At 32.0% G+C, this 22687-nt stretch carries 20 protein-coding genes; 9 read left to right on the top strand and 11 right to left on the bottom strand.

What is annotated here, in order from left to right; all coding sequences use genetic code 11:
* Positions 1-190: 190 nt before the first annotated feature.
* Complete coding sequence (locus J8L88_RS05510) at positions 191-3505, bottom strand: reprolysin-like metallopeptidase (protein WP_247666421.1); 3315 nt, start codon at positions 3503-3505, stop codon at positions 191-193.
* 309 nt (positions 3506-3814) lie between these two features.
* Entirely contained in the window at positions 3815-4192 is a 378-nt protein-coding gene (locus tag J8L88_RS05505; RefSeq protein ID WP_027391321.1) for a LysM peptidoglycan-binding domain-containing protein, read from the bottom strand.
* Positions 4193-4344: 152 nt separating this feature from the next.
* On the opposite strand from J8L88_RS05505, the gene J8L88_RS05500 reads away from it, so the two are divergent.
* From J8L88_RS05500 to J8L88_RS05485, 4 genes are all read left to right on the top strand, one after another.
* On the top strand, positions 4345-5133 hold the full coding sequence (locus tag J8L88_RS05500; RefSeq protein ID WP_118386318.1) for a tRNA pseudouridine(38-40) synthase TruA: 789 nt from the start codon (positions 4345-4347) through the stop codon (positions 5131-5133).
* Between the two features lie 4 nt (positions 5134-5137).
* A complete protein-coding gene (locus J8L88_RS05495; RefSeq protein WP_118386317.1) occupies positions 5138-5785 on the top strand; it encodes an MOSC domain-containing protein in 648 nt (215 codons plus the stop codon).
* A gap of 6 nt (positions 5786-5791) precedes the next feature.
* Entirely contained in the window at positions 5792-6925 is a 1134-nt protein-coding gene (locus tag J8L88_RS05490) for an NAD(P)/FAD-dependent oxidoreductase (RefSeq protein WP_027391324.1), read from the top strand.
* A gap of 80 nt (positions 6926-7005) precedes the next feature.
* Positions 7006-7650 (top strand): hypothetical protein, encoded by a 645-nt coding sequence (locus J8L88_RS05485; protein ID WP_211060176.1) that lies wholly within the window; start codon positions 7006-7008, stop codon positions 7648-7650.
* Here the strand turns inward: J8L88_RS05485 and recQ are convergent.
* From recQ to epsC, 4 genes are all read right to left on the bottom strand, one after another.
* Entirely contained in the window at positions 7647-9761 is a 2115-nt protein-coding gene (gene recQ / locus J8L88_RS05480) for a DNA helicase RecQ (protein ID WP_118389897.1), read from the bottom strand. The genes J8L88_RS05485 and recQ overlap by 4 nt on opposite strands.
* Positions 9762-9899: 138 nt before the next feature.
* Positions 9900-10271 carry a VOC family protein gene (locus tag J8L88_RS05475; protein ID WP_118386315.1) on the bottom strand — a complete coding sequence of 124 codons (372 nt, stop codon included), beginning with the start codon at positions 10269-10271 and terminating at the stop codon, positions 9900-9902.
* Positions 10272-10366: 95 nt separating this feature from the next.
* Positions 10367-11251 (bottom strand): cysteine synthase CysM, encoded by an 885-nt coding sequence (cysM, locus tag J8L88_RS05470; RefSeq protein ID WP_027391328.1) that lies wholly within the window; start codon positions 11249-11251, stop codon positions 10367-10369.
* A complete protein-coding gene (gene epsC / locus J8L88_RS05465; protein ID WP_108804366.1) occupies positions 11251-12042 on the bottom strand; it encodes a serine O-acetyltransferase EpsC in 792 nt (263 codons plus the stop codon). Before epsC ends, cysM begins: the two co-directional genes overlap by 1 nt.
* 294 nt (positions 12043-12336) lie before the next feature.
* Between epsC and J8L88_RS05460 the strand changes: the two genes are divergently transcribed.
* The 4 genes from J8L88_RS05460 to J8L88_RS05445 all read left to right on the top strand — a co-directional run bounded on the left by J8L88_RS05460 (position 12337) and on the right by J8L88_RS05445 (position 17382).
* Entirely contained in the window at positions 12337-13221 is an 885-nt protein-coding gene (locus J8L88_RS05460; RefSeq protein WP_211060175.1) for a dienelactone hydrolase family protein, read from the top strand.
* Between the two features lie 43 nt (positions 13222-13264).
* Positions 13265-13948 (top strand): DUF2461 domain-containing protein, encoded by a 684-nt coding sequence (locus tag J8L88_RS05455; protein ID WP_211060174.1) that lies wholly within the window; start codon positions 13265-13267, stop codon positions 13946-13948.
* Between the two features lie 75 nt (positions 13949-14023).
* Complete coding sequence (gene gap / locus J8L88_RS05450; RefSeq protein WP_211060173.1) at positions 14024-15013, top strand: type I glyceraldehyde-3-phosphate dehydrogenase; 990 nt, start codon at positions 14024-14026, stop codon at positions 15011-15013.
* A gap of 140 nt (positions 15014-15153) precedes the next feature.
* Positions 15154-17382, top strand: coding sequence for a DUF5916 domain-containing protein (locus J8L88_RS05445; RefSeq protein WP_211060172.1), 2229 nt, complete (start codon positions 15154-15156; stop codon positions 17380-17382).
* Between the two features lie 27 nt (positions 17383-17409).
* Here the strand turns inward: J8L88_RS05445 and J8L88_RS05440 are convergent, their stop codons facing one another.
* Positions 17410-18489: a sensor histidine kinase gene (locus J8L88_RS05440; protein WP_027391334.1), complete on the bottom strand. Its 1080-nt coding sequence runs from the start codon at positions 18487-18489 to the stop codon at positions 17410-17412.
* The gene (locus tag J8L88_RS05435) at positions 18490-19251 is read right to left on the bottom strand and encodes a LytTR family DNA-binding domain-containing protein (protein WP_051335921.1); all 762 of its coding nucleotides are present in this window, start codon (positions 19249-19251) and stop codon (positions 18490-18492) included.
* Positions 19252-19476: 225 nt separating this feature from the next.
* Between J8L88_RS05435 and J8L88_RS05430 the strand changes: the two genes are divergently transcribed.
* On the top strand, positions 19477-20607 hold the full coding sequence (locus J8L88_RS05430) for a T9SS type A sorting domain-containing protein (RefSeq protein WP_211060171.1): 1131 nt from the start codon (positions 19477-19479) through the stop codon (positions 20605-20607).
* A gap of 80 nt (positions 20608-20687) precedes the next feature.
* Here the strand turns inward: J8L88_RS05430 and J8L88_RS05425 are convergent, their stop codons facing one another.
* The 3 genes from J8L88_RS05425 to J8L88_RS05415 all read right to left on the bottom strand — a co-directional run bounded on the left by J8L88_RS05425 (position 20688) and on the right by J8L88_RS05415 (position 22679).
* Complete coding sequence (locus J8L88_RS05425) at positions 20688-21437, bottom strand: SDR family NAD(P)-dependent oxidoreductase (RefSeq protein WP_027391337.1); 750 nt, start codon at positions 21435-21437, stop codon at positions 20688-20690.
* Positions 21438-21489: 52 nt separating this feature from the next.
* A complete protein-coding gene (locus tag J8L88_RS05420; RefSeq protein ID WP_027391338.1) occupies positions 21490-22071 on the bottom strand; it encodes a TetR/AcrR family transcriptional regulator in 582 nt (193 codons plus the stop codon).
* Positions 22072-22151: 80 nt separating this feature from the next.
* Positions 22152-22679 (bottom strand): GNAT family N-acetyltransferase, encoded by a 528-nt coding sequence (locus tag J8L88_RS05415; RefSeq protein ID WP_211060170.1) that lies wholly within the window; start codon positions 22677-22679, stop codon positions 22152-22154.
* Between the last annotated feature and the right edge of the window lie 8 nt (positions 22680-22687).

Below are 22687 nucleotides of genomic sequence, written 5' to 3'. Positions count from 1 at the left end.
GCGGGGTATATTTACGGTAAAACCTCAAAGTTACACAATTTTTTATTTTAGGAAAGTATTTTCCGACAAAGAGAAACAATTAATTTTTTAAGTGTGTTTATCTTTTATTGATAGTACGCTAGGTTTTAAAAAAACCATCAAAACAAATTGTTTTGATGGTTTTGAGAATATTAAAAAAAATGATGTTTTCTTATTTCACAATAATTGCGTGATTAGATAACTTCCCTTCGATATTTAGGGAAAGAATATAAGATCCAGATTGAACTCCTTGTAGGCTTATTGATTTATTATTTATTAATCCATTGGATACACTTCTTCCTTGTAGATCATAAAGTATATAACTGATTTTTAAATTAGGTGCAATAACATTTAAATAACTATTTGAGCTAACAGGATTTGGGTAAGCACCAATCTGTAATCCTTCAGTAGTTGTAAAACTTTCTATTTCTGGACCTCTTGCTGTTCCTCCAACTGAGAAAGTAGTAGATTCGGATCCTCCAAAAGATCCACCAGAAGCTAAAGTAGTACTTCCTGCGGATAGAGTATACGATCCATTACCGTAAGAACAGCAAATCCCATCACCATAAGAATCATTAATTGTAAATGTATATGATCCAGCATCTAGACATTCAGTAATAGAAATTGTAGAACCATCAGGCTGTGAACCGTATGTTCCTCCAGAAGCTACCACTTGATTGTTACTATTGATAATTTGCCAGCTTGTTTCTTCAGGATAGTTATCTAATGTTATAGATAATGTTACATCAGTACAAGAAGGAGGTGTTACGGTATCTGTAGTTAAATTAATGTCATCAACTGTCATATCTCCAGCCCAAGAGGAACTAGTAATACCGTTAAATCTAAGTTGAACTCCAGAACCAGTTAATGATGCTAAATTTACACTTGCATTTTGCCAAGAATTTCCTTGATTACCCGATTCAGACCATAAAGATGTCCAAGTGATACCATTATCATTACTTCCTTCTAGAGTTAATGTTCCCATGCTGTTACCATACATATGATATTGAAAAGTGAATGTTGCTTGAGTAGTTCCGGTTAGATCAAAACAAGGAGAATTTAATATAGCTCTTTTGTTTGGATAGCCATTTCCATTTCCAGATGCTTCAATATACATATAAAAAGATCCTTCCGTAGCACTAGACGGTCCTGTATTTCGTGACGGTGTACCATTAGAATCTCTAGTCCAATTAATATCATCAGCAGTAGCTTGCGACCAATTTCCTAATCCATTTTCAAAACCTTCACTATATGGGAATGAAGAAATTTCTCCGGTACAACCTGTATTTGGAGTTCCAGCATCAGTAGTAATATTTACTGTGTTACTAAAACTTGATTCATTTCCTGCTGCATCTTTAGCTTTAACTCTAAAAGAATATGCTGTTTCTGAGGATAATCCAGAAACCGTATATGATGTATTTGCAACAGTAGCAATTATAGTATTACCTCTATAAACATCATAACCAGTTACCGCAACATTATCTGTAGAAGCATTCCAGGAAAGATCAGTAGTACTACTAGTTGTGTTAGTAGCTGTTAAACTAGATGGAGTAGAAGGTGCTTGTGTGTCTGGAGTAACTACACCAGAAATTTCAAAGTCTGTGTTAGAAATATCAAAGAAAATATTTCCAGAACCTTTAACCATAATTCTATTTTGAGTACCCTGAACATTAGGAACTGTAATATCATGAGAACCATCATTTGGTACTCCAGTTGCTAATGCTATAGAATATGTGTCTCCTCCATCTGTAGATAATAAAATATCTACATTGGCGGCATTAATTCCATTTCCAGTAGTTCCAGCTACATCCCAAGTTACTGTTTCAGTTGCATTTGCCGACCAACTAACATTGGTATTAGGTGTATTTATTACAAACGGCCCTGCACTAGCAGTAACATTAACGCTCATATCATCACTATTGTTTCCAGCACCACCAGCTTTATTGTCTCTTACGGTTAACCTGAAATTAAGCGTTCTAGTAACATTAGGAACAGCTTCCCATTGCCAAGAAGTAGCTCCTGTTTTTATAGTTTCTAATCTAGGAAAATACCTTTTATTTGATGTAGATGGGTTAAAAGATCTAAATGCAACACCAGATGTTCCAGTAACACTTGGATATGTAGACGAAGCGTTGTTTTCATCTCTTTGTTCCCAGCAATATGTAAGTACATCTCCAGAATTAGCATCAGAGCCTTGACCTTCTAAAACAAAAGGGGTCCCGCTAGGAACAGTATAATTAGATCCAGCATCAGCAGTTGGGATAGCATTACCGGTATTAGTATTTGTTTGACAACTTGTAGATTTTACATAGTTAGTTACCTGTTCAATAGAATAAAAGTGAAAATAAGGATCACTATTCTGTTGAACATCTGTAGCTCCTGTTATACCGGCATATCCCATAATAGTAGTTCCACTTCCTGGTTCAAAATGAGCATTGGTACCTTCATTTCTGATTGAAAATGTATGGTTAGCTCCAAATTGATGTCCGATTTCATGAGCTACATAATCCACATCAAAAGCATCACCTATCGGAGTACTTCTAGAAGTAAAAGCACTTCCTTTACTTCCGTTCACACAAACACAACCAATACAACCAGCATTACCATTATCACCTGCTTTTGCAAATAAATGCCCGATGTCATAATTTGCTTCACCAATAACATTTGTTAACGTTGATTGAAGTTGACTATTAAAACTACCGGTATAAGGATCTGTATTAGCATTGGTATAAATAACATCATCAGTATTTCCTATAAGAACCATGGTAACCGCAAAATCGCTTTCAAAAATACCATTTACACGGGTCATAGTTGTATTGATTGCTGCTAAAGCACCAGCTTTAGTTCCTCCATGGAATTCTGTATACTCACCATTTGTTGAAACAGCTAAACGGTAAGTTCTTAAAGTGCTATCGTCAGCATTTTTCATATTTGATGAAGTAGAGTTACTTAAGTTAGGAGTGTCTCCATCCACTAAACATTCAAATTTCTTAACTGTATCAGATTTTTGGTCTCTAGTATAAATTGTATACGTAGTACCATCTGTAGAAATAGGCTCTATAAATACTGTAGGCCCATTACTTAAGCGCATACTTTGCAATCCTAAAGGAGACATGCTAAATCTTACTCTTGTAGTAGGGTCCTCAATACTTTGTCCAGCATATGATTTAATTCCAGGATATTTAGCAGCAAGTTCATCACTAAATACTGGAGCTTCAAATACTCTATAGGATTCCATATTTCCGTCTGCATTTGGTAATGGAATGATAGTAGATGAGTTTGAAGATTTTCCTCTTAGTGGAGAATTGGCAAGCATTTTCTGAATACTATTTATATCTAATGTAAAAAGAGTATTCGCTGGTAAGTCCTTTTTAGTCGAAATAACGTTTGAACTTTTAAGGTTTGTGTTTGTTTTTGTCCAAGGATTTTGGGCAAAACTGAGACTTATCATGAATAAGCCCATGATTAAAGATAATCGTGTTTTCATAATTAATAATAAATTGAGTTAGTGGAGTCAAATGTAGATATATTTTCATAATTTTTGTGAAATAGTTAACATAAAAATATACTTTGGTTAATAATTATACTAAAATTGATAATATATTATATGTTTCAATGTCAAATATTCAATTTACAAACCTTTTTTATGGGTGAATTAACTGTATTGATATTGTTAAATTGTTAAATAAGTCATAATTACTTATCGTTAATGGAATACTTCATCGTCAGAGTAGAACAAAAAAAAGACCGCTGTAAAGCGGTCTTTTTAATATATGTGTTATAAGGTCTATCTAATCTATAGATTTGGAATAATTAATTCTTGATCCGGGTGAATTACATCGGGATTCTTTAGAATATGTGTGTTTGCAGCAAAAATTTCTTTGTACTTCATAGGATCTTTGTAGTAATGCTTTGCAATTTTACTTAATGATTCACCACTTTTTACAGTATGTCTATGATATACAGAACCATCTGCTACGTCAATGTCAGCTACAATATCAGATGGAGCTTCTCCACCGATTTCTTTTATTTTATCCCAAAGTTGATTTTTCTCATATTGAGTATTAGCCGTTCCTTTTACTTTAAGAACCCCATTTTCTTCGGATACATCACCATTTTGGATATTTAATTCTTGTCCTAAATCCAAAACGTCTTGATATTTTGCTTTAACCATAACTGAGTTGATTTTTTAAATTATTAATTAGATTTACTCAAATATAATAATTTCTAAAGTTGATTTTATACTATTTACTCATTAAAAAACATCTTATTATCGATGAAATACATAATTTATCTATATTCGAATACTTTTAAATAATTATCAATATGTTTAGAAAACGATACTATTACCTTATTAAACTACAATATTTAGGTTTTAGATATCATGGGTGGCAAAAGCAGCCTAATGTTAATACACTACAAAGAATGGTTGAACGAACCATTAATTATGTCCTAGAAACAAAAGATTTTAAAGTATTAGCGGCTGGACGAACGGATGCAAAGGTATCTGCAAATGAAGCTTATGTAGAATTATTTGTGGATCATAATCCGTTGGTGCTAAAGGATTTTTTTGAGTTATTTAATCAAAATCTACCGCAAGATATCAGAGGTATAAGTATACAGGAAACAGATGAGTACTTTAATATTATACAGCATCCAAAAATTAAAGAATATATATACTTGTTTTCCTATGGGAAAAAATTTCATCCGTTTAGTGCTCCTTTTATGTATAATGTTATAGGAGATTTGGATATTGATAGTATGATGGAAGCAGCAAAACTATTTGAAGGGAGACATAATTTTAGATCTTATTGTCATAGACCTAATGCAAATACGATTTTACACGGAGAAATAATACAATGTGAAATTGTAAAAAATGATTTATATACAGCAAATTTTTTTCCGGATTCGAGTTATTTGTTTAGAGTAAAAGGAGAGGGTTTTAAAAGAAACCAAATAAGATTAATGATGGGGGTGTTATTAGATTTAGGCAAAGGTAAAGTGGATATAAATTTTATTAAGAAAACATTGAATCCTATGGAAGAAGAAATTACTTTAGAGCACATTGTTCCTGGTTCCGGGTTGATTTTAAATACTGTAAAGCTAAAAGAATAACTAAATGAAAGTAGTATCCACTAATATTGGAGAAACCAAAACGATTTCTTGGAGAGGAAAAGAAGTTAAAACGGGTATTTATAAGTATCCAGTTGATGAACCTATTTATCTAGATAAAGAAGATGTAAAAGGTGATCACGTTGTAGATCGGCGTGTTCATGGAGGTGTAGATAAAGCCTGTTATTTATATGCAGCTGAACATTATCCATATTGGAAAGAGAAATATCCTAATCTAGATTGGGATTATGGAATGTTTGGCGAAAACCTAACAGTTCTTGGACTTGATGAACGATTAATTAATATTGGAAGTGTTTATGTGTTGGGAGAAGCGTTGGTGCAGGTTTCACAACCTAGACAACCTTGCTATAAATTGGGTGTACGTTTCGGGACTCAAACAGTTTTAAAACAGTTTATTGAAGCATTAATACCTGGAGTGTATCTTAGAGTTTTAACTCCAGGGGTAGTACAAACTGATGATATACTTATTCCACATGAAATACATACAGATGGCGTATCAATCAAGGATATGTATAAGTTGTTTTATGATCAAAATTCGCATGAAACTTTAGCTAAAAAAGCAATAAATGACCCTTTTGTTACTACTAACAATAAAAAGAATATCCTAAATAGATACGGTAGCTCAATTTCTTAATTGATTATGAATGTAAGAGTAATTGAAAACTTGATTATTGGCGCCGGGCCAGCTGGATTAGCAGTTGCGGGTCGTTTTGTTAAACAAAATGTTCCTTTCGAAATAATAGAAAAAACAGATAAAATTGCTTATAGTTGGCATCATCACTACGATAGACTTTTATTGCATACAGTAAAAGAACTTTCGTGTTTACCTTATTTAGAGTTCCCTGATGAGTATCCTAGATACGTTCCTAGGGCTAGGTTAGTGGCATACTATGAGAATTATGCAGAACATTTCAATATAAAACCTCAGTTTAATATAGAAGTACAATCCGTACAGAAAGAAGATGGGTTTTGGCGCGTAATAACGGATAAACAAAGTTATCAAACAAAAAATGTCATTGTTGCTACGGGAATAAATAGAGTTCCTTTTTTACCTGTTTGGCTGGATCAAGAAAAATTTGATGGTGATATTATTCATAGTAGAGATTATAAAAATGCAATCCCTTTTGTAGGAAAGAAGGTGTTAATCATTGGTATGGGTAATACTGGTGCAGAATTGGCGCTAGATTTAAGTGAACATAATATTGATGTTAGTATTTCTGTCAGGAGTCCTCTTCTTATTGTGCCAAGAGATATTAATGGTCGTTCCGTGCAGCTCACTGCAAAGAAATTAGAGAGATTGCCTTTTGGTTTAGGAAGATGGATTGGAAAACAAGTACGCAAGATTGTTATTGGAGATCTTTCTAAATATGGAATTTTATCTTCTAAAAAAGATCCAATTGATCATTTAAAACAAACAGGAAAGACACCTGTTATAGATCTAGGTACCGTTAAACAGATTAAATCTAATAAAATCAAAGTAATTGGAGATGTTGCGTCATTTTACGCAAATGGGGTACAATTAATAAATGAGACTAAATTAGATTTTGATGTTGTTCTATTAGCAACAGGGTATAGAGCTAAAGTAAGCGATTTTATAGATAACACTGATGGGCTATTAGATCAATACAATATTCCTAAACAAGTTGTCGCCGATGGTAAGCATAAGGGATTGTTTTTTGTGGGTTTTGATAATTATAAATTAGGAGGGATATTAGGAACTATTATAGCGGATTCTAAAACAATTGTATCTAAAATTTTAAAAGATGCGTTATAATTTCACGGTTAACAGTGTTTTATTGAGTATATAGTCTTACTAGATTTGTTAAGTTTTTTTTATCAATTTATAAGAGTTTAATGAAGGATATATTATTTCTATTTTTGCTTGTAGTAAGTAAATCTTTATTTGCTCAGGAACCTCGTCAACCTATAGTTGACTATGAAGAAAATAATCTAATTTTGGATAATTTTCCTGCGATTTCCGAAGATGGTTCTCATTATTTAGCTGCGTATAATCAATATTCGTGTTGTATTTATTTGGGAAATTCATTACAAAAGATAGAAACGAGTAGTGGAAAGATCTTAAGTGAAATTATTATTTCTCCAACTGAAGAGTCCGTTCAATTCACCATTTCTAAGCAAAAATCTATTTATAAAAACATAAAGCATCTTCTTAAAAGTAATCATTATTATACAATGAAAATGATTGACAAATTTAAAGTAATGTATGGAGAAGATAAAGATGAGTTGTATATTATGGTTAATATATCTGATAACATATACGTTAGTAAGAAATTTATCTTACCCAGAATAAACTCTCATGGTTTTTGTTGTAATGGGGGTATCGATATGAATGAAAACTGTTTACTAAATCAAGAAATAATCAATGTTTCTTTTTCGATTAGACATAATGTTCTTTTGGTAGAAACAGGTTTAGATCAGCTTGCAGATGGCTGTGATCAAGGGCCTTTTTATCAAGTGATTCCTATTTCAAAAAATTAGTCGTTTTCCAGAATAGCTAGTGCCAGTTTGATAGAGTTATAATCCATTGCTTGTTCAAAATGCTCAAAATATGGTTTTAACCCGTCCGGATTATCCAATGTTTCTTTGGCTTCTTTTACAGATTTAATATCAGCGTTACTAATAAATTGCTTTAAATCAATGTCTTCTCCATCATTATACAGCTTCATGATATGAGAAAAAATAGTTGATTGTGCTAGTTTTCTTTCTTGAGCGATTTCTTCTATGGACAACCCTTGTTTATATAAATTAAAGGTTTCTTTATGAGAGTTGCCTTTATTCTTATTTGATTTTTTCTTCTTCTTTGTTTTTTCTGTAGAAAAGTCAATGATCGTTTTAATGAATTGATATCCATAGTTTTGCATTTTCATTTTCCCAACTCCATTTATTCGCATAAACTCATCATCACTCATCGGTCTTACTTTTTCCATTTCTTTTAAGGTTGCATCATTAAATATTTGATATGCAGGAATACCAGCTTCTTTAGCAAGACTTAAACGTAATTCACGTAATTTATCAAATAATGTATTAGATGAAACTTTCTTGGTTTGCTCAACATTCTTTTCTTTAATTTTTTCTAATTCGATAAGATTTGCAAGACGTACTTTTTCATTTTCAAAAAGAACTTTTTTTGAAAGTTCAGTAAGTTTTAATTTGTTGTTTAAGTGAAAAGCAATTTCTAAATATCCTTGATTTATTAATTGAATGATATATTGTTGCCAATCTCGCCAAGAAATATCATTCGCGATACCGTAAGTTTTAAGTTGCTGATATCCTTTATCTAGTACTAATGCATTCTGGGCACCTCTTAATACATCGATTATAGTTCCTATGGGTTCTTCTTCTTTAATTCTAGCAACGGTAGATAAAGCTTTCTGAGCAATTATAGTGCCATCAATAAAACTAGGAGGATTATTACATACATCACAATTACCGCAATCCTCTTCTATTAATTCTCCAAAATAACTAAGTAATATTTTCCTTCTGCAACTTAGAGAATCTGCATATTGCTTCATTCTATCTAATTTTGCCATTTGGACTTCTTGATTCCCGGAGGTAGTTGCAAATTTTTGTAATTGAACAACATCTGCATAACTATGAAAGAGTAGTGTAGCAGATGGTAGTCCATCTCTTCCTGCACGACCAATTTCTTGATAATATCCTTCAATGTTTTTGGGTAAATTATAATGAATAACCCAGCGTACATTGGACTTGTCAATTCCCATTCCAAATGCAATGGTAGCACATACAATTTGAATATTATCATTTATAAAACCTTCTTGTACATTGGCTCTTTTTTCGTGTGGAATACCAGCATGATATGCCTCTGCAATAAACCCTTGATTCTGTAGTTTTTCTGCTAACATTTCTGTAGTCTTTCTACTTAAGCAGTAGATAATACCAGAATCGTTAGGCTTGTCTTCTAGAAAATTAAGTATCTGCTCAATTCTTTTATTTCCCGGGCGAACTTCGAGACTTAAATTTTTACGATCAAAAGAAGCTAAGAATTGTTTGGCATTTTTAATATTAAGTTGTTGACAAATATCTTGCCTAGTTGCTTTATCCGCTGTAGCAGTTAGTGCAATCAAAGGTGTGTTAGGGAATCGACTTTTTAGATATCCTAATTGTGTATATGCTGGTCTAAAATCATGACCCCAGGAGGAGATGCAATGAGCTTCGTCGATTGCGATTAAACCTATTTCTATTTGTGATAATAACGAATCTAAGAAATTCAAACTCTCCGGAGCTACATAAAGTAGTTTAATTTCCTGATTAAGGATTTTTTGATAAATTTCTTGTTGTTCATTTTCGTTTTGACTACTATTTACAAATGCAGCTTCGATTCCATTAGACTTTAGTCCATCTACCTGATCTTTCATAAGAGCAATCAATGGAGAAATAACTAATGTAATACCAGAAAGAAGTAAAGCAGGAAGTTGATAGCAGATAGATTTTCCACCACCAGTAGGCATGATTACAATATTATCATGACCATTAAATATAGAATTAACAATGTCTTCTTGTAATGGTCTGAAGCTATCATACCCAAAATATTCTTTTAGCGTGCTTAAAATTTGTTTTTGATCTGGCATAAATGCAAAGAAAGGAAAAAAGCTTTCAAAAAATAAATGATACTGGTAGAGCTTATCAAAATATTTATAGTGATTGATTTTTCTATTTAAAAAGCCCAATGAATAGACATAATAAAGCTTGATTGCTTTTTTGATATCTTAGACATGTTGGTCAATTAGGATAGTATTTCCATCAGGATCTGTTAATACAATACTTGCTGGTCCACTTGTGTTCTCGTCCGCCTCTTTTTGTAATTGTATGTTTTTGTTTTTGAGGTGCTTTTGAATTTCTCTTATGTCTTCAAAATTTTCAAGTTTATTAGCTTTTTGACCCCATCCTGGATTGAAAGTAATAATATTATTTTCAAACATTCCTTGAAAAAGCCCGATAAGAGTTTTCTCATTTTTCATTATTAAATAATTGTTTTTTATGTCTCCTGCAAATACTTCAAACCCTAAGTTTTCATAAAACTCTTTTGAGATATGGATATTCTTGACATTTAGACTTATTGAAAATGCACCTAATTTCATTTTTATGTATATTGTTGTGAATCATAAAATTAATGAAATTTCTATTTATCAAAAGAAGCGTAACTAATGTTTTGAAATAAAATGTATTGAGTATATTATAAAAATAAATCAGAGCTTAAATAACGATCACCGCGATCACAGATGATTGCAACAAGAACTCCGCTATCTATAGTTTCTGCTAATTTTAAAGCCGCGGTAACAGATCCACCGCTGCTCATACCAGAAAACACGCCTTCTTCTTTTGCTAATCTCTTAGCCATTTCTGTAGCTTCTTCTTGACTAACTTCTATAACTTGATCCACTTTCGAAGGATTAAATATTTTTGGTAAATATTCTTTAGGCCATTTTCTTATTCCAGGAATTCTTGATTCATCTGTGGGTTGTACACCTACAATCTTAACTTCTTGAGATTGTTCTTTTAAATAGGTAGATGTTCCCATAATGGTTCCTGTAGTTCCCATAGAAGAAACAAAATGTGTAATCTTTCCATCAGTATCTTTCCAAATTTCGGGACCAGTAGTTTTGTAATGTGCTTTCCAGTTGTCATCATTAGCAAATTGATTTAGCATAACGTATCCGTCGTTGTTTACTTTTGATTCTGCGTAATCACGTGCTCCTTCAATACCAACATCCGCAGAAGTCAATGTCACTTTTGCACCATAAGCTCGCATGGTTTGAACACGTTCTTTGGTTGAATTTTCTGGCATCACAAGTTCAATATCTAAATCAAAAATACCTGCAATCATTGCCAGAGCAATACCAGTGTTTCCGCTTGTAGCTTCTATTAATTTTGTGTTTTTACCAATATCTTCACGATCTAACGCAGACTTTATCATATTATAAGCTGCACGATCTTTTACACTTCCTCCAGGATTATGTCCTTCTAGTTTTAAGTATAATGTTATGTTTGGGTTATTAATTAGGGAAGTAGCTTTTACTAAAGGCGTATTTCCAATGAGATCTAAAATGCTATGAGACATTAAATTACTTTTTTTATCTTGATTTCTGATGTGTTTGATATAATCGAATTCTCTGGGACCGAAGAAGTTATCCAAGCATTACCTCCGATAGTGCTGTTTGCACCAATAACAGTAGTACCACCAAGTATTGTTGCATTTGCATAAATAGTAACATTATCTTCTACCGTAGGATGTCTTTTTACATTACGAAGCTTTCTATCTACATATAAACCACCAAGAGTTACCCCTTGGTATATTTTTACATTATTCTTAATAATTGCAGTTTCTCCAATGACAATTCCTGTAGCGTGATCAATAAAAAATGATTCTCCAATTTCTGCTCCAGGATTAATGTCTGTGCCAGTTAATCTATGAGAATACTCTGTCATAAGTCTAGGAATAAGAGGCAATCCAAATTTTAATAGCTCATGGCTTAATCTATAGATCGCAATAGCATAAAATCCAGGGTACGCGAGATAAACTTCTTCAATAGAATTAGCTGCAGGATCACTTTTTATAAAAGAATCTGCATCCTTATTAAGTTTTTGTAATATTTCAGGGAGCTTTTCTAAATAAGATTGCCATATTTTACAACAAGGTCTTTCAGTTTCCCAACAGGCAAGATCTACCAACTCTTCAAAAGTTTGTTCAAGTATAGCAATGTTTTTTTCTACTTCTGTGTCAGAATCGAATAAGGTGTAAAAAAGAAGATTAGTGAAATACTCTGTTCTCTCCTTAAGTTTTAGCTTTAGATTAGGATTCTTTTTCTGTTTTTCAATCTTAGCTATAATTTGTTCTCTTTCTTTAGTCATAGTGCCTATTTTGAAAAGTCTAGTAAATATATAGAATAAAGAAATAGAGAAGTCTTATTTAAATACAAATACTTACATTTTTACAATAATAATAACAAAGAATGGTCAGAATTGATAGTAATACATAAAATTTGGTTAAAAAGATAAGACGGTTTGGTATTCTTTTAAGATGAATTACCTTTATAAGGTTTACAAAGAACTCGATCTATACTTATTGTTTTTTATAGATATAGTTAGTGATAAGATTAGCACAGGAAAAAAAACTTAATTTATCAAATAATAATAGCATAAATTATGAAAAAACTCAAAAAGGAAGATATTAAACAAGGGGTGTTTAACTTATATGATGAGTATGCACATAGTAAGATTCAGAGAAGAGAGTTTATTGAGAAGTTGGGGATCTATGCTGTAGGAGGAATTACAGTTCCTTCTTTGATGAGTTTTTTAATGCCTAATTACGCGGATAACTTGATAGTTGATAAAAATGACACTCAATTAGATTCTAATTACATTACATATAATTCGGAAAAAGGGGGAGGAGAAATAAAAGCATTGTTTTCTAAGCCTAAAGATATAAAACAAAAATTAGGTGGAATTGTAGTTGTGCACGAAAATAGAGGGTTAAACCCTTATATAGAAGATACAGCAAGGAGAGCGGCGTTGGGAGGTTTTATTACCATTGCGCCTGATGCGCTATCCCCATTAGGAGGATATCCAGGTAATGATGACGAGGGAAGAAAATTGCAAAGAAAACGAGATCGAAATGAAATGCTAGAAGATTTTATAGCAGCATATAAATATCTAAAACAGCATGAAGAATGTAACGGTAAAATTGGTGTGGTAGGGTTTTGTTTTGGAGGATGGGTTTCTAATATGATGGCAGTAAAAATAGCAGATCTAGCTGCTGCTGTTCCTTTTTATGGAAGTCAACCTAAAGAGGATATTGATAAAATAGAAGCTCCATTGATGCTTCAATTTGCTGGTCTCGACAAGCGTGTTAATGAAGGTTGGCCTGAATATGAAAAAGCTCTTAAAAAAGAAAATAAAGAATATGAGGCTTTTACATATCCGGAAGTAAATCATGGTTTTCACAATACAAGTACGCCAAGATATGACAAAGAAGCTGCAGAGTTGGCTTGGAGTCGCACGATACAATTTTTTAAGGAAAAGTTAGTATAGCGTACCTCAATACAATAAAAATATAATCATTAAATCAAAATATATGGAGATTAGAATTCCTGAATTGGCATTCGAGTTTTTAAAAGATCTAAAAAAGAGCAATCATAGGGATTGGATGCAAGAACATAAAAAACGTTATCAATCTAATGAGAAGGATTTGAAAGCATTTTATGCTTCAGTGACGGAAAGGTTAAATGAAGAAGATGAGATAGAGAAAACTAAGGTGTTTAGAATTAATAGGGATGTGCGTTTTAGTAAAGATAAAACTCCATATAATGTGCATAGAAGCGTTAGCTTTAGTCGGGCAGGAGCACATCGAAGAGGAGGATATTATTTAAGATTAGAACCTGGTAATTCTCGCATGGCTGGTGGTTTTTTTAGTCCAGAACCTAAAGATTTATTGCGTATTCGAAAAGAGTTTGAAATGGATGATCAAGAAATTAGAGATATTTTAGATCATTCAGATTTTAAAAAAGCATTTGGAGGTTTTAATACGGCTTATCAAGTAAAAACTGCGCCCAAAGGATTTAGTAAAGATCACCCATCAATTGATTTGATTAAAAACAAATCATTTTTTGTAGAACACAAATTTACCGACAAAGAGGTATTTGCCGAAGATTTCTTGGAAAAACTGATATATCATTATAGGTTATTAAGACCATATTTTGATTACATGAGCGATGTGTTAACAACGGATTTAAATGGAGTTTCTTTAATAGATGGATAATGTAATTTTAGTTGGGTTTATGCGACTACTATCCTATAATTTTAACCACATTTTAATACCAACAAAAAATAAGATATGAAAAGAATAGCAATAAATGGATTCGGAAGAATCGGGAGAGCTGCACTTAAAGTAATTATGGAGGAGCCAAGCTTAGAAGTTGTAGCAGTTAATGATTTAATGTCAATTGATAATGCTCAGTATTTACTAAAATATGATAGTGTATATGGAATTTTTGATAAAGAAGTGAGTATTCAGGATGATCATTTACTTGTAGATGGTCAGAAGATATTATACTTCAATCAAAGAGACCCTGAACAACTTCCTTGGAAAGAAAATAATATTGATGTCGTAATAGAAAGTACGGGTTTCTTTACAAATAGAGAAGATGCAGAAAAACATATTAATGCTGGTGCTACTAATGTTGTGATTTCTGGACCAACAAAAAGTAAGGATACACCAACAGTAGTCCATGGAGTTAATACAGAAGATGGAAAAACAGCTATATTTTCTTGTGCTAGCTGTACTACGAATAATATTAGTCCTGTTGTAGAAATCTTAGGGAGAACTATTGGAATTAAAAAAGCAATATTAAATACTATCCACGCGTATACAGCTTCGCAAACTTTGGTTGATGCACCATCAAAGAAAAATCCTAGAATGGGTAGAGCAGGAGCAGTTAATCTTACACCAACTTCGACAGGAGCAGCAATTGCAACAACAAAAGCGTTGCCACAATTCGAAGGTAAATTCGATGGTATAGCTGTTAGAACTCCTGTACCTGTTGGTTCCGTAAGCGATGTGACGTTTATAGCCGAAAGAAACACTACTGCTGAAGAAATTAATGAAATACTTTTAAAAGAAGCTAAAACCGATAGATATCTTAAAGTTTTGGATGTTACCTATGAACCTATCGTTTCTTCTGATATACAAATGAATCCTTTTGCTTCTACTGTGGATGCATCTATGACAAGAGTAGTAGATGGTGATTTGGTTAAAATTATGATCTGGTATGATAATGAGTGGGGTTTTACGAATCAAATGATTAGACAAATTTTAGAACTATAATACGTTATGGAACAAAGTATATCCAAAATCTTATGGTTTTGTTTGTAATAATTTTAACATAAACTAAGCTTTCGTATTATATTTTTGAGAATTCAATATCAAAAACTACTGATTATTAAGAATAAATACGAAGCTTTAGCATGAGATTTTGGATTACTGTACTTTTATTTAGTTTAGGACATCAAGTTTTTTCCCAAAAAAATACTGCCGAAAAAAGATCTTTTATTGTTGGTACCACTTCAGAAAGCATAACAATTGATGGTCAGTTAGATGAAGCTATCTGGACAAAGTTAGAACCTGCTAAAAATTTCACACAGTATTTCCCAAATGATTCTTTACCAGCTGCTGCGCAAACAGAAATATACATGTGTACAGACAAGAAAAATTTGTACATAGGAATTAAATGTTATGCTGCAGGAAATGATTGGGTAATAGAATCCTTGCGTAGGGACTATCGTGCAGGAGGAAATGATAATATCACTTTACTATTCGATACTTTTGATGATCAAACCAATGCATTCTATTTTGGAATTAATCCAGAAGGTGTTCTAAGAGAAGGAACTATAAGTAATGGAGGAAATGTTTTTCAGGATTTTTCTACTTCTTGGGACAATAAGTGGAGAGGTAATGCTAAAAAATACGATGGTTATTATACCGCAGAACTAGAAATTCCTTTTAGCACTTTTAGATATCCAACACCTTCTAAGAAATGGGGGTTTACTTCGTATCGATTTGATACACAGTCTAATGAAATAAGTACATACCCAGGAACACCGCGAAATCAAGTTGTTTTCACGTTAGCATATCCCGCAGAGATGATCTGGGAAGAAGATTTGACCACTAAGAGTAGTGCGGTTTCTTTGATTCCATTTGTTTCTACAGGGATCAATAAGGACTATGAGGATAATCTACCAACGGATCAAATTTTTGAAGTAGGAGGTGATGCTAAAATTGCATTAACACCTGGTTTAAATTTAGATTTAACCGTAAATCCCGATTTTTCTCAGGTCGAAGTCGATGAACAAATAACGAACCTAGATCGATTTGAGATCTTTTTTCCAGAGCGAAGACAATTCTTTTTAGAAAATGCAGATCTTTTTGGACAGTTCGGTTTTTCTAATATTAACCCATTTTTTTCTAGACGTATTGGGGTGGGAGAAGATGTAGTAACTGAGGAATTGGTACAAAATAGGATTTATGGAGGTTTACGAATAAGTGGAAAGTTAAATCCGAATACCAGAGTTGGTATATTAAACATGCAAACAGCTTCTAGTAAATCGCAAGGAATTCCCGCAACTAATTTTGGCGTTGGAGTTATACAAAGAAAGATAGGTGTACGTTCTAATATTGGAATTATTGGTGTAAATAAACAAGCCGTAAATTTTGATGAAAATCTAGATACTTTAGATATAAATCGGTATAATAGAATGATAGGACTAGATTATAACTATTCTACTAAGAGTAATACTTGGTTTGGAAAAAGTTTTATTCACTCAACTTTCTCTCCTGATACCGATATGTCGATAGCACAAGGTACAACTGTGAATTATAATACTAGGAAATTTGGAGCATTATGGAAGCATGAATATGTTCATGAAGATTATAATGCAGAAGTTGGATTTACGCCCAGAACTAATTATGTAAGAATTAGTCCCTCTGCAGAACTTAGGTATTATCCTCAAAATGATTTTTTAAATAACTATAGTTATGGCGCGGAGGCGGATGTCTTTTGGAGACCCGAATTTGGGAAAACGGATCATTTTTTCTCAGTTGGGTTAGGAGGGGAATTGTCCCAAAGATCAAATTTTGGTTTTAATTTAAATCATAGTTATGTATATCTTTTTGATCCATTTGATCCAACAGGTACTGATTCAATAGAGTTGGCTGCAGATCAAGATTTTTCTTGGATAAGTTTTACCGGAAACTATCGTAGTGATCGACGAAAAGTATTTAGTTGGAATCTAAGTCCATACGTCGGAGAATATTTTAATGGTTGGAGATACGGTACTAGAGGAGGCTTTAACCTACGTTTTCAGCCCAAAGGTTTTTTCTCTCTAAATTACGCAGTTAATGTTTTTGATTTACCTCACTTAGATGGCACAAGAGAGACTTATTTAATTAGCCCCAGGATAGATTATACGTTTTCTAAAAGTTTGTTTACGTCTGTTTTTGTACAGTATAATTCACAAAATGATAATACCAACATTAATGCACGAATCCAATGGAGGTTTGCTCCAGTATCAGATTTAATACTCGTATATACAGATAATTATCTAACAGGAAATGTAGATGATCCAATGAATCGATTTGCTTTTGATGTAAGAACTCGTTCCATAGTCTTAAAAATCACGTATTGGTTAAACTTGTGAAATAGTTGATCAGATATCGTTTAGTTTTTAGTATTCTATAGGTATTCTCATAATAGTTTCTACACCATTGTTATTTTTTAGATTTCTGAATGTGAAGTCAAAATTCTTATTATAAAGGGTAAATAACCTGTCTTTTATATTTTTAATGCCCATTCCCGAAGATTCAACATCTTTTATGATCTCTCCATTATTGGTAATGTTAATTAATAATTTATTATTCTTTTTTGAGATACTTAGCTTGACATTAAGGTTTTCTACAGTATAAGAATATCCATGTTTAAAGGAATTTTCAATAATAGGTTGAATAATCATACTTGGAATTAAAGTATCCTCTATATCTTCTTCTATTTGAATATCCATGGTTAAATGATCAGAAAATCGTATTCTCATAATATCGATATATTTATTTAATAATGATATCTCTTGATGTAAAGGAATTAAATTCTCATTTTTAATGATTAAAACTTCTCTTAATAAATCTCCTAAAAAAACAATCATATCCTGAGCTTTTTTTTGATCTTCTATGATTAAAGCAGAAATACTGTTAAGGGTGTTAAAAAGAAAATGAGGGTTTAGTTGAGATTTTAACGCTTCCATTTTAACATTAATAAGTTGTTCTGATAATTGTGCTTTTTGTACCTCCATTTTACTGGTTCTATTAATGTAATAATAAGAATAGATGATGCTTACAAAACCTACATACCCCAGAAAATCACGACCCGAAGAATGCACTAACTCAGATATGATTTCGCTTTTAGATAAGGAAATAGTACTATCTTCGGTAATTATTAAATAAATGACTCCTGATAAAGTAACAAGTAATCCATAAATCCATGATAATACGAAGTGGATGGGAATGATATATACCCATTTATAGTTTCGATTGATCATAATTTTTGTTACTATAAGAATAATGAAAACTATAGGAGTAATGATAATTGTTGTAGGGATTATTTGTTGAATGATTATGCGAAACCATTCGGTGTTTTCAATAGCTCTATCTTCAAGATAATTTAAAAAAAATTCTTGCAGTATCGTCACTGTTTTGTATCCACTGACGTACCCCATAAGGATTAAGAATAGTTTTTTATCTATTAATTTTCTCAATTACACTCCCATTTTGGTTAAAAACGTTTTTTTGTAACTCTTACTAATCCTAAATTGATTACTGTCTTTCATTTTTACATGAATCGCTCCATAGCCCGAGTTTATAAGTTCCTTTATGAAATCAATATTAATAATTGTGGATCGATGGATTCTTATAAAATGATCTGGATTTAACATATCAAGTAGGTTTTGTAGAGATTCCCTAAGGAGGTACTTTTTGTTTTCTGTATATATTTCTGCATAGTAGTTAGAAGCAGTTATATATGTAATTTCATTTAGAGGGATAAATATAGTTCTGTTTCTTAATGGGATAGGAAGTTTTTTGATGGGATTTTTATCCGCAACACGAACATGATTCATTAGGTTGTTTACCTTTTTTTGAAGCAGAGAAGTGTCTTTTTTATGAAAAGCCTCAATTGCTTTATTAACAGATATATAAAACCGACTTTCATTAAAGGGTTTTAATAAATAATCAAAAGCAAAAAAATTAAATGCTTTTAATGCATAAGCGTCAAAAGCCGTTACAAATATTATCATAGGAGCTTTGACTGAAATTTTCTCTAGAATATCAAAACCGGTCATGTCTTTTAGTTTTATATCTAAAAAAATAAGATTGGGTTTTAATGTGTCGATCATTAAAATAGCTTCCTTTCCAGTTTTGCATATACCAATGACATTAATCATGGGCTCCGTTCTAAGTAAGTTATTAATTAAGTTCCTTGCTAAAGGTTCATCATCAATAATTAATGCTGAAATTTTCATGTCCCTGATATCTACATTTTTATTATGCGTTTATGGAACAATTTAGACAAAAAATGTATGTCAATCATTTATTAAATGCATTCACATCAAAATATGATGTATTCACTTCAAAAAAAAGGTGATCTACTTCAAAGTGGTGTAGAGATATTACAAAAACAAATAATTTTAAATTGAAATAACGAAAACACATCATCTATTTATTATTTAATTTAAAAGAACAAAAAAATGAGAAAACTTTATGTTTTAATACTAGTTATAGTATCATCGGTAGCTTATTGTCAAGAGGTAACTACAGTTTTAGATTCTCCTGATGCGATTGTAGATGATGCTTTGGCTATAGATTTCAGAGGTAATTTATATGGATCTAATTTTTTTGGAGATTCAGTCTATAAAATTGCACGATCAGGAGAGGTAAGTGTATTTGTATCCGGATTGGCTAATCCTAATGGATTAGCTTTTGATCGTCAGGGTAATCTTTTTATAGCAGAATTTAGTGCCTCCGTTATCCACAAATATGATAAGGAGGGGAATTTGTTAAAAAGTTTTCCTGTAGATGGAATACCTTCTGGAATGATTCAGTCAAGGCATAGAAATTCGATTATTTTTACTGATGTACGTAATAATGGAATCAAAGAATTATTATCGGATGGAACAGTTAGGGTGTTGTATACTGGAGAACCGCTTAATGCCCCAGTGGGTTTAGCTTTTGATAGAAGAGGGATGCTATACATTGGAAACTTTAATGATCGAAAAATATATAAATTAAATACCAGAAGTGAAGAATTAGAATATATTGCTACAGTTCCTGATTCCGGTACAGATTTTCCTTTCTTAGGATTTATCACTTATGCAAATGGTTCACTTTTTGGTACCAATTATGGAGAACATAAAATTTATGAAATCAATCCTGAAAGAATTGATGACGTTTCCATTTTCGCAGGAAGTGTTAACGGGGCTATGGATGGAGATATTACCGAAGCTACCTTTTCTTATCCTGCAGGAATTATAGCTAATAGAACAGGAACTGCATTATATGTTTCTGAACTTAGTGGATTAGGGAATATAAGAAAGATATCAAGCAGACCCTATTTTCCTCGACGTAATTTTAGTGTAGAAATATTACAAAATCCTGTAAAAGATATACTTGACCTTAAATTTAATTCAAAAAACGAAGGAATTATAAATATTCGAATTTATAGTCTGTTAAAAGGTGATTTGATTTTGGAAAGCCAGCAATTTATGGAAAAAGAAGTGTTTAAAACTCAGATTAATATAGAAGATTTTAGAAGAGGAGGATATATTTTAAAGGCAGAAAAGAACGGGAATATTAGAAGTAAAATTTTCATAAAAAATTAAAAATAAGACGAGTAGTTTATAAAATTGAAATAGGAATATGTCATAAAATAAAACATATTCCTATTTTTAATTTCAATATTCTAAATCTGACTTAACCCTCCATCAACTTCTAATTCTACACCGTTAATGTAAGAAGCATCATCAGAAGCTAAAAATAGTGCAGACTTGGCAATTTCATCAGAGCTTCCGAAACGTCCTAAAGGAACTTGTTCAGCGAATCCTTTTCCCATTTCTTCTACAACATCTTCTGGTAATCCCATCTTGCCATAAAGAGGTGTTTCAATAGGTCCAGGAGCTATTGCATTTACTCTAATACCTCTTGATTTCACTTCGGATGTTAAAACTCTCTGATATGCACGTAATGCACCTTTTGATGCTGAATATATGCCTAATCCATCAAACCCTTTTTGATGAACAACAGAATTTGTAAATAGAATTGTCCCTCCATCATTGATATGAGGTAAAGCTTCTTTAGTAGCGATGATCGGACCTTTTACGTTTATATCAAAAATGTTGTTATAATGTTCTTCTGTAACATCAGTAGTTGGTGTAGGAGTTGCAATTCCAGCATTTAAAAATAATATATCAATTTTTCCATATTTGTTGGTTGCTTCTTCTATAAGCCTTTTATTATCTGCAGCGATACTAACATCCGCTTTGACCGTTATAAAGTCTCCTTTTAGTTCTTTCGCTACTTCGTCAAGAGCTTCTTGTCTTCTTCCAGAAACTACTACTTTGGCGCCTTCTTGAAGATATAATTTAGCAGTAGCTAAACCAATTCCGCTATTAGCTCCTGTAATTACTGCTACTTTGTTGTTTAATTTACTCATGTTATATGTGTTTTATTTGAAACAATCGTTTCAGATTAAGTTAAAAAAAATATTAATATAGTATTGTAAGTACCATTTTGATTAAATTTCTAAGCTCATTTTCATTCGAATTTAGGATTCCAGTCATTCTTAAGCCTTGGATGGATGAATATAAATATAAAGCATATTGTCCAGCAGTTTGTTTTTCGTTAAAAACCTTTTCCATTTGACCATTATGTACAACATCTTCTAAAAGTGCAATCATTTGTTCCTGATTTTGCTCCATAAAAGATTGTATTAAGGGTTCTTGATTGGACATTTCGGATTTACAATTCACGATTAAACAACCTTTATGATCTTCGTCTTCCAATATATCTTTTAAATACCATTCGAAAATTGAGAGTATTGTATCAGAAGCGTTATGTGTATTTACTATTTCTTTACTCATATTCTTGTTACCTGCATTTTGGTAAAAAGAAAGTACTTGCATAAACATTCCTAATTTACTTCCAAAAGAATTATAGATACTTGATCGGTTAAGATTGGTAGCATCCACCAAATCTTGCATAGAAGTTCCATTGTATCCCTTTTTATGGAATATTTCAGTTGCTTTTTGCAATACATTGGTTCTATCGAAAGTTTCTACCTTTGGCATACTTTAATGAAATGATCGTTTCAAAATTAATTATAACTTCATTATAATACTGTTATAAAAATACTAAATTTTAAAATTATTTATAAAACGAGTTTCATCATTATGTCCGTTTGCTTGTCGGTACCTAGCATAAAACTATGTTTGTCAAAGGTTTTGAACCCATTTCGTTCATAAAACCTTATAGCATCTGTGTTTTCGTCCCAAACTCCCAACCATATAAAATCTTTCTTCTGATGTTTTGCAATTAGGATAATAGTATCAAGCAATTGTTGTCCAATACCTTTACCTTGATACTCCTTTATAACATAAATACGTTCTATTTCTATTGATTCCCCTTTTATAAGTTCTGTTTGAGCTTTTCCTGTGTTCAATTTAAAATAACCAATAATTTCATCTTTGTATAATGTAAAGAAGAATTGAGATTCTGGATTAAGAACCTCACTTGTGATTTTTTCTAAAGTAAAACTTTGATTTAAGTAATAATCTATGTTTTCGGGAGTATTATACGGAGGGCCAAAGGCATCATAAAAGGTTTGGCGACCAATTTCTAGAAGTTTACGACTATCCTTAGGGAGAACATTAATTATTTTTAGTTCTATAGGTGTCATTATTATAG

It is taken from the genome of Aquimarina sp. MMG015 (genome assembly GCF_018100855.1).
In the GTDB taxonomy this organism is placed as follows: domain Bacteria; phylum Bacteroidota; class Bacteroidia; order Flavobacteriales; family Flavobacteriaceae; genus Aquimarina; species Aquimarina latercula.
The sequence above is the reverse complement of the archived record's forward strand: the minus strand, read 5'-3'. Positions and strand labels throughout refer to the sequence as shown.